Raw genomic sequence first — 9552 nt, forward strand, 5'->3', positions numbered from 1 at the left:
TCGATTATCTGTAAAATCCGACACAAAAATGTACCGACTAGTTTTCATAGTCGGTACATTTTTGTAGCTATTTTTCATTTTATTGGTATCAAACAACTAGCGCTGCAGTCACTAATGATACCAATCTATTTAATCTTTTTTCCCCGCATTCTTCACGCTTTCTGCCACGACTTTAGCGACATCAGGCTGAAACGCATCTGGAATGATAGTGGTTGGAGTCAATGCTGATTCGGGGATCAAACTAGCGATCCCTTGTGCTGCTGCGATCTGCATCTCGATCGTGATGTCTCTTGCTCGAGCGTCTAATGCGCCTCGGAAGATTCCCGGAAAGGCCAAGACATTATTGATCTGGTTAGGGAAATCACTGCGACCAGTACCGACGATAAAGGCGCCAGCTGCCAGTGCTTCATTAGGGAAAATCTCTGGCGTTGGATTCGCCATAGCAAAAATCACTGGTTTTTCTGCCATCGTTTTGATCCACTCAGGGTGCAGCACACCGGGAGCTGAAACGCCTACGAAGACATCTGCTCCTTTGAGGGCATCTTCTAGTGTTCCTGTTAGATGTTGACGATTGGTGACTTTGGCAATTTCTGCGTGATGGGGCGCAAGTTCATGGTTCGTTTCTGAAATGATCCCTGCTTTGTCGACAACAGTGATGTGTCTGATGCCAGCAGCCAAAAATTTTCGGGTAATGGCAAGGCCAGCAGAACCACCGCCGTTGATCACGATTTTGACCTCTTCAAAGGATTTGTCGATCAGCTTCAGGCTATTGATCAAAGCGGCTAATACCACGATGGCAGTTCCGTGCTGGTCATCGTGGAACACGGGGATCGGTAATTCTTCAATCAAGCGTCGTTCGATCTCAAAGCAGCGAGGGGCGCTGATATCTTCTAGGTTGATCCCACCAAAGGTTGGTGCGATTGCTTTGATCGTTTGAATGATTTCTTCGGTGTCTTGCGTATCTAGGACGATCGGAATCGAATCGATTCCGGCAAAGCGCTGGAACAAGGCCGCTTTGCCTTCCATGACCGGCATAGCTGCTTTGGCACCGATATTGCCCAAACCTAACACCGCTGAGCCATCGCTGATCACGGCGACAGTATTTTTCTTAGTGGTCAAGGTGTAGGCGAGTTCTTCGTTTTCAGCAATTGCTGATGAAACAGCTGCGACTCCTGGGGTGTAGGCGATACTTAAATCTTCTTTTGAATCAATAGTGACTTTAGAAACGACGGCTAATTTGCCCCCATTTTCCTCGGCTTGTTTCATAGCTGCTTCTTTGACATTCATCGTTGACATTCTTGATTTCTCCCTTCCGATTTCAAACAATTAAAATAATAGTCGTAAAAGTGCGGTCATTGAGATAACCGTGATCGCGCCACCCAAACGTGTAGCTACTTGGGCAAATGGCATCAAATTCATGCGGTCGGCGGTACTTAAGATCGCGACATCGCCGGTTCCACCCATTCCGCTTTGACAAGCAGAAACGATGGCTGCTTCGATAGGGTACATGTTCATAAAGCGAGAAACGATAAATCCCGTGGCAATCACAGTGAAAACGACGCTTATAACGACTAAAAAGTATTGCCAGGTCAGCATACCGACGACATCTTTCAAAGGAATATAAAGTAGTCCTAATCCTGCCATGAGTGGAAATGTAAAGTTACCAGAGATGAATTTGTAAAGCTGTTTTGATCCTTTTTGTGTTTCTTTTGGTACGACATTCAAGTATTTCAAGAAAGCGGCTGCTACGATCATGAGAACAGGTCCAGGAAAACCAGTGACGTGTTCCAGCAAACCGCCGAGAATAAAGAGCGTACAAGCGGTCAGCACACCGGCACCCATCAATTTGACGTCGATCGGTGATTGATCTTCAACCAACGCATCTTTCAAATCATCCCCATCACTCATTTTGACGAGTTGGCCTTTTCCTGAAAGCTGCGGTTTTTGTTCCCCTAAGCGAGTCAACAAGCCAGTACAAACGATCGCGAAAAAGTTGCCGATGATAGTGGCTGGAATCAACTGACCGACCAATTGCTCGCTACCTAAACCAGTGATGGCACTATAGCCTAAGGAAAGCGGTAAGATTCCTTCCCCAATACCGCCGGCTAAAACAGGAGTCACAATAAAGAACAAAGTGTGTTTCCAATCTAGCCCTAACAGGACACCGACAAGGGTACCTACGCCCATCGCTAAGACCATGCCTAACATCATAGGAATGATCATTCGCATCAACCCTTGGACTAAGATTTTGCGATTCATACCTAAAATGCTGCCGCAAACCAGACAGGCGATATAGAAATAAAGGAAGTTTGCTTGCTTCATTAAGATATTAGTTGATTCCAATACGTTTTGATTGATGAGATTAAAAAAGACCAGGATTGACGGAATCAACAAAGAAAAAATAGCGGGACCACCAAAATTCTTGATGATGGGGATGTTGGCACCAATCGTTCCTAATAACCAGCCTAAACTTAGGATAACGGCGAACCCTCCCAACATATTGACAGGCAGTTGCTGTAGAAAAGCAGTGATCAAGATAATGGCAGACATTACCAGATAGACGGGCAAAGGAACGGAACCAACATAGAAAGACCACCACTTTGCTTTGGTTTGCTTTTTTTCAACAACGGGTTGTTTTGCGACGACTTGTTTCATTCAAATACCTCCTTTGGATGTTTCCAGTATAAGGAAGCGCTCACAAACAAAGAAGATTATTTAACTAATTTAATTAAATACAACTTAAAAAAAGACCTTCGGAAAAAGATTCCTATGTTAAAATGAGCGTGTAATGAACGCTTATTAGCAATTGAGGAGGAACGACTATGCGAGAGCGGCCAGTTCGGCTGTGGGTGCTGTTAGTAGGAATTTTTACCAGTACCTTATGTATCGTTCTAACATTATTTTATGTACTGATGATGATGGAACAAAAAGAGCAAATGCACCGGGATGAAGAAACGCTGCTGCTATCGATCGGTCGTCAGTTAGCATCAGAAGCGGAGGTCAAGCAAGCACTGCGGGAAAAGAAAGCCAGTCCCCAGTTGCAATCATATACCAATGAATTAGCAAAAAATTATGGGTTGGATTTTATTGTTTTGATGGATCAAGACGCTATTCGGATCACGCACCCAGACCCTGAAAAGATTGGTCAACCTTTTACAGGTGGCGATGAAACACCGGCAATTGAAGGCAAGGAGTCTCTCTCCATTGGCAACGGCACCTTAGGACAGTCCTTACGTGGGTTCGTTCCAGTGAAAGAAGATGGAGAACAACTTGGCGTCGTGGCATTAGGGATTAAAATGACTTCACTGCAATCGCTAATCTTACTATCGCAAAAAGGCTATCGGAAAGCATTGTTCATCAGTTTGCTATTAGGCGGGGGGATTGCATTATTCGTGGCATTTTATTTGAAACGACAACTGCATAATCTGGAACCGCAAGAAATCTCACGTTTGTTAGAAGAACGCAATAGTATGCTGGAAGAAACCAAGGATGTTGTTTTTGTCTTAGACTTAGCGAAGAACATCTTGCTGGCAAATCGAGCTGCCACGGCATTGCCGCTTGCTACTGCATCAGAAGATGGCTTGGTTGGCCAATCCCTGCTAACGATCTTGCCTGCTTTGCAGCACGTCGATTTTGACAAGAAGCAAGAGCGGTTAGTACAGCAAGAAGGGCAGAACTATGTCTTTTCATCGGCGCCGATCATCGTGAGAAATCAGCAGATAGGGCATATTATTTTTCTAAGAAATGCGACAGAGTCTTTATTTATTGCGGATCAGTTGGCAAATACGACAGCCTATGCGACGGCACTGCAAAGTCAAGCCCACGAATTTATGAACAAGCTGCATGTCATCTATGGTTTGGTGGATTTAGAAGCCTATGAAGAGTTGACGATCTATTTGGATGATATTTTGAAACCAGAGAAAGAATTTGCTCATCGGCTAGCGATTCTTATTAAAAACCCGTTGTTGGCAGGGTTTTTGATTGGCGAGCGGCAAAAATTTTTAGAAAAGAAATGCCAGCTGTTGTTAGAAATTTTTCCAGAGATTCCTCAAGGGGCCGTTGCACATGAAACCAAAGTCTTATTAAACCTTTATCAATATATACATCATCTTTTGCTGCAAAAGCATTTGACTCAAGAGGTATTTATGAAAATCGAGTACCAAGAAAATCAGTTGCAAACGAGTTGGCAGCTAGCGGAAGAAATGTTGACACCAGCGGAACAAGTGACTTTACAACAAGTAGGCTATTTTCAGCAATTACTGCATGAAGTCAATGGGACGATTACTTTTCAGGAAGCGCAAGGTGTTTTGGAAGTGACGATCACGAATGATTATCGGAAGGAGCAGCTATGAAAGCCAATATTTTGATTGTTGAAGACGATCCGATGGTTCAATTTATTCATCGCAGCTATTTAGAACGTTTAGCGGTTTTTGAGCGAATTTTTTCGGTGGAAACAGTGGAAGAAGCACAAGAAATGCTGCAAAAAGAAACCATTGAGCTGCTCTTGCTGGATATCCATTTGAAAGATGGCAATGGCTTGGAGCTGTTGCAAACATTACGGGAACAACAACAGGCTGTGGATGTGATCATGATCACGGCTGCCGATGAAACACGATTGATCAGCCAAAGCCTACATTTGGGGATGTTGGATTATTTGATCAAGCCGTTTTCCTTCGAACGATTTGCCCAAAGTATCCAAGTATTTCAGCAACGACGGGAAAGCCTCAAACATCCACGGATCGCTCAGCAACAAATCGATCTGCTGCTGCAGGGAAACCAAAAAAGTCCGTGGATCGAACTAGAAAAAGGGTTGACAGAAGACACGCTTCAGCTGATCCAAGAAACGATTCGTACCATCAAACAGCCATTTACAGTCCAAGAATTGGCGCAAGCTTGCGCATTGTCCCATGTGTCGGTAAGAAAGTATGTCGCCCACTTAGAAAAGACCAAAGCCATTCGCAGTGAAAATGTGTATACAAAAATTGGGCGTCCGTATAAACAGTATTTTTTGACATATGCAGAAAAGCAGAAAACGGATTGAAAAATGAGCTCTCATTATCAGTTGCGATAAATGCATTTAATAATCAAAATACGAGTATTTTTCTATTTTTGTTAATATTTTATGATTATTATTTCAATTAAACCTATTCTTTATTAGACTGATTGATAAAGAAGGAGGAATAAAATGAATAAAAAAACACTGATTTTACCAATAATCTTAGTTACTTTAACAGGGTGTGGGGCTCAAAATGAAGACGACACAGCACAAGCAGATACGGTTGAAGTGCCAACGATCACTCTCGCTGCAATCGAAGAAGCACAAGAAGCTTGGGCTGAGAGCATCGTAGCTATTGGGGAAGCAAGTACGCAGAGTGAGGAAGCTGCAGAAGAACAAGCTAAAGAAACCCTTGATACGTTGTATGCATTTGATGAAGGAACAGTCCTTTTTAAACCGACGAAAGCTGCTGAAATTCCTTTCCGCTCAACAAAGGAAGAAGCTTTGTCTTATTTCGTTGGTGGTGATATTGAAGAAGACAGCGGGTTTGCTTTAGAGCCGTGGACAAATGTACGCTTTGACAATCACGATACGATTCTAAATGGTGATACAGCACTTTCTTCAGGAAATTATTATTTTACATCCGGTGAGACCGGAGAAGAGGTAAAGGTCGAATATACATTTGGGTATATGTTGGATGAAGGAGGCAACGTTCGAATCCAGTTGCAACACTCGAGTGTTCCTTTTCGTTAAAGGAACTAGCAACAGATTTAACTATTGGTTGTATAAAAGTAATACTGTATTGAATGAATGAAACAAAACGAGACGACGAAGTACCTACTTTCATTACTTCATCGTCTCGTTTTGTTGGAGTGATTTGAGCAGAGCAATCATTATTTTTGCGATTGGAATACTTCAATCGCCTGATGAATTGCTAACAAATCAGGGACGGTGACTTGTGCATTGATCAATAGGACCGGTGCTTTTTCATAGGTTTCAGACAATGGAGTGGTGCTTAGACAGAGATCGTAGTCGTCGTCGATAAACTGATCACGAATATCAAGGTTGTAGAACCCTTGAAAGGGCGCTTTGATCAGTTCTCTGATGGTCAGTGAAATCGCCAGCGGCAAGTCTGTTTCCAGTTTGATCTTGATTTTCTGCTGAAAAGTAGCTGGCGGCAAAATCAGCGTCCACGCCATAGCGACATGAAGAGAAAATCCGCTTCGTTTCAGTGGCTCTTTTTGGTATAACGAAGTTTTTGTCACTAGCTTTTCGGCTTGCTTTTGCAAATCAGGAAAATGTTCTGTTAAAAACTGTGCAGTATTATAGCCGGCTAATGTATGGTCGACCGGTCCAAACAATTCGACAATCAAAAGCCCATTCAAGAGGGTATTCACGATCCTACTTTTGCAAGGGCGGGTCAACTCGGATTTTGGTGCGAACGCGGTCATCGACCAGAGAAGTTTTTGGATGCTCGTCGTTGGTTTTTTTGGGGAAAACGCAGCGTCCAGTTGCGCATCGGCAAACGTTCGATCGAGATTCGATGCTAGCCATAGAAAACAAAAGCGGCGTTCATTCTCATCAAGAAAGAAGTGTTCCGCTAGTTCTGACGATAAATGATTGTAGATGGCGGTCTCTTCATCAATCAGGGATTGAAACAAGGAAAGATCTTCCCCAATCAAAGGGGCTTCGATCGCTACTGCTTCTGCTGAAATCCGTTGTCCTTTGCGAAACCGCAAAATAGTGACAGCCAAAATGTATGTGGTCATTTTCAATTCGATCGGGTTAAAGGGAATCTGATTGTTTTGGTAGAAGTCTTGTGCGATGGTTTCACATTTTTTCTGGGAAAGACCAGTAAAGGGCCAATGCAGACCGGCAAATGTTCGCCAAAAGAAGACCATCATAAAGTAGCGGATACGGGCTTCGCTGCCTACGAGTCGAACCGTCCCTTTTTGCTTTTGCAGCTGAAATCCAAATGGAGCAAGCAGTTTTTGCAACGCATAGATTCGTTTACGAACGGTTGATTCGGAGAAGTAATGGTCAGCGGCGAATTGGATCAAATTGATCTCACTTTGCAGCAAAAGGGTTTCCAGTAAATAAAAAAAGGGATTCGCTTCCAGCAACTGCCGACTCAATCGCTTGTAGTCTCGCTTAGTCCCAATGAAGGATAACCCAAAGCCGTGTTTGGCAACCAAAAGCGGTGAGGGATCGTCTTGTAAGGAAAGCGAGCGTTTGCTTAAAGAGTCGAAGCTTTTTTGGATAGAGCGGCGATCCAAAGCCAACGCTTGACTGATCTCTTCAATGGGAACAAAACGTTTTTGAAGATACAAAAACCGCAACAAGTCGATATCTCTCTTGAGAGTGTGTCCAAAAAATGGATAAAACCGTTCCATAATTCAAGCTCCGTTCTAAAGGTTTCTCTATGTACTCGATTCTCTTATGATAGCACAAAAAACGTGATTTTTTTGTAAATGAAATCAGCAATTTTTTGTCTCCTTTTCGCAGCAAAACCTTCTATACTGTTTTCTGACAAAGACTCGCTTTCCTCAGCATTCATGGATCTGCTGAGGAAAGCAGTGCGGAAATAAAGGAGCGAAAGTGATGAAACACAAAAGAGGTTGGCAAAAGCATGCAGGGATTTTTTTCCTATTGTTGATGGGGGTTCTCATGGGCAGTCTGACTGTAAACAGTGAAACCACCACGTATGATTTTGACTATCAAACTGATGCGACCGGACAGTATTTGACAAATGGAACGGCGCAAGGAGATACGTACAACTACAAGTATGGACAGGCGCCGGGGGTTGCTTTTGATGAAGAGAACTATGTCAATTATGCAGATGAAGCTTATCTGAAAAAAAGTGTCAAAGAAGCTGCGGACCAAGGACTATTTGATGTAACGTTAGCTGTCAAAGGCAATCAGACCAGTACCCCTGTTGATCTGGTCATGGTGATCGATTATTCTTCCTCCATGACTGGAGAAAAATTAACCAACGCCTTGTTGGGGCTGCAACAGTTTGGAAATGAATTAGCTGATTCGCTAGCGAATGGCTCCATTCGGATCGGGATCGTTGCCTACAATCGAGAAGTTTACACTACCAACGGTTTTTCTACCGATATCGCCTACTTGGAACAATTTCTGCGTGAGACGGCCGAATCCCATTCTGGAACTTTTATGCAAAAAGGCTTATTGGCTGGACAACAACTGTTACTGGAAGAAAGTCGTCCAGAAGCGGAAAAGCTGTTTATTCATATCGGTGACGACAGTGCCAATCGTAGTTATTTGCCAGTAGATGAGGCAGCGGTTTATCAAAATACCGGCGCAATCAGTGACTATAACGGTTATCACACGGAAAGCTATATTGAAGAATTTCAAACGTCAGCCACTGCTTACCATACGACAAGTAAAAATCCATCAGATTCGCAAGCCATTCCTGTTAGCAACACTGTGGTGACAGACGAGACCCTTGGCACGATCGTCGCGCTTAAAAAATCTGGTTTTACCTATTATTCGGTAGCAACGGCGCCTTCCGCACGAGGGGAATACATTGGGCGCAATCTGGCGTCTGCACCGAGCAATTACTTAACAACGGATGAAAACCTGAGCGGATTGGGTTCAGCATTGACAGAAATCGCCAATCATATCGATAAAACCATCCCTGACGGGACGATTACAGATCCGATGGGAGAGGGCATTCTTTTGCAAGGGGCAGGTAATTTTGATGCTGATCAGTATCAGTTAGTCGGATGGCGCAAAAATGCGCAAGGAGAGTGGGTCGAGGCGCCGGAAGTTGCAACTGGAGTAACCGTTTCTGAAAAGGATCAGACTATTACCGTCAGTGGGATAGCCTTAGGTGAAAATGAAAAATTGACCTTGACCTACCAAGTTCGCTTGAATACGGAAGCCCCAGATTTTAAAGGAGAGGCGTGGGTGTTGTGCAATGGCCGTACGACCTTAACACCAGCAAGCGATGATGAAGCGTTGGATTTTCCGATACCTTCCATCAAGGCACCCAATGTTTCCCTTGCTGTTCTCAAAAAGTGGGTCAATGTCTCAGCAGCTGAGATTCCAGACCAAATCGATTATCAAGTCAAAAGAACCACCACTACGGCAGCAGACAGTTGGCAGCAGTCAGACCGTTTGACCCTTGAAAAAGCCAGTGATTTTCAAGCATCATTAACAAAGATACCCGTTGCTGGTCAAATGGCAGACTTACCAAAATACAACAATCAAGGGGAAGACTTTGTGTATCAGGTTGAAGAAGTCAATATCCCCGACGGCTTCGAAAGCAGTGTGACGACTGAGGGAGATACCCTTGTAATCACCAATACAAAAAAAGAAACCGAACCAAGTACAACGGAACCAAGTACAACGGAACCAAGTACGACGGAGCCAAGTACAACCGAGCCAAGTACCACGGAACCAAGCACAACCGAACCGAGCACAACGGAGCCAAGCATTACCGAACCAAGTACAACGGAACCAAGTACAACGGAACCAAGTACGACGGAGCCAAGTACAACCGAGCCAAGTACCACGGAACCAAGCACAACCGA

Annotated in this window: 7 protein-coding genes; 4 read left to right on the top strand and 3 right to left on the bottom strand. The window is 43.8% G+C overall.

Features of this window, described 5'->3' with window-relative positions:
• Positions 1-129: 129 nt before the first annotated feature.
• Positions 130-1296, bottom strand: coding sequence for an NADP-dependent malic enzyme (locus ACIPK1_RS11210; RefSeq protein ID WP_400450885.1), 1167 nt, complete (start codon positions 1294-1296; stop codon positions 130-132).
• A gap of 30 nt (positions 1297-1326) precedes the next feature.
• The gene (locus ACIPK1_RS11215; protein WP_008378026.1) at positions 1327-2655 is read right to left on the bottom strand and encodes a 2-hydroxycarboxylate transporter family protein; all 1329 of its coding nucleotides are present in this window, start codon (positions 2653-2655) and stop codon (positions 1327-1329) included.
• Between the two features lie 167 nt (positions 2656-2822).
• Here ACIPK1_RS11215 and ACIPK1_RS11220 point away from each other — a divergent pair, with 167 nt between their 5' ends.
• The 3 genes from ACIPK1_RS11220 to ACIPK1_RS11230 all read left to right on the top strand — a co-directional run bounded on the left by ACIPK1_RS11220 (position 2823) and on the right by ACIPK1_RS11230 (position 5749).
• Positions 2823-4352 carry a sensor histidine kinase gene (locus ACIPK1_RS11220; RefSeq protein ID WP_042890088.1) on the top strand — a complete coding sequence of 510 codons (1530 nt, stop codon included), beginning with the start codon at positions 2823-2825 and terminating at the stop codon, positions 4350-4352.
• Positions 4349-5041, top strand: a complete 693-nt coding sequence (locus tag ACIPK1_RS11225; RefSeq protein ID WP_252708131.1) for a response regulator — start codon at positions 4349-4351, stop codon at positions 5039-5041. Before ACIPK1_RS11220 ends, ACIPK1_RS11225 begins: the two co-directional genes overlap by 4 nt.
• Positions 5042-5185: 144 nt before the next feature.
• Entirely contained in the window at positions 5186-5749 is a 564-nt protein-coding gene (locus tag ACIPK1_RS11230) for a hypothetical protein (protein ID WP_252708130.1), read from the top strand.
• 140 nt (positions 5750-5889) lie between these two features.
• On the opposite strand, the gene ACIPK1_RS11235 is transcribed toward ACIPK1_RS11230, so the two are convergent.
• Positions 5890-7389, bottom strand: a complete 1500-nt coding sequence (locus ACIPK1_RS11235) for a helix-turn-helix domain-containing protein (RefSeq protein WP_400450888.1) — start codon at positions 7387-7389, stop codon at positions 5890-5892.
• Positions 7390-7597: 208 nt separating this feature from the next.
• Here ACIPK1_RS11235 and ACIPK1_RS11240 point away from each other — a divergent pair.
• Positions 7598-9552 (top strand): VWA domain-containing protein (locus ACIPK1_RS11240; RefSeq protein ID WP_400450889.1); only part of this gene is annotated, 1955 nt, incomplete at its 3' end.

It is taken from the genome of Enterococcus sp. NPDC086594 (genome assembly GCF_044746145.1).
Taxonomy (GTDB): Bacteria; Bacillota; Bacilli; order Lactobacillales; family Enterococcaceae; genus Enterococcus_D; species Enterococcus_D entomosocium.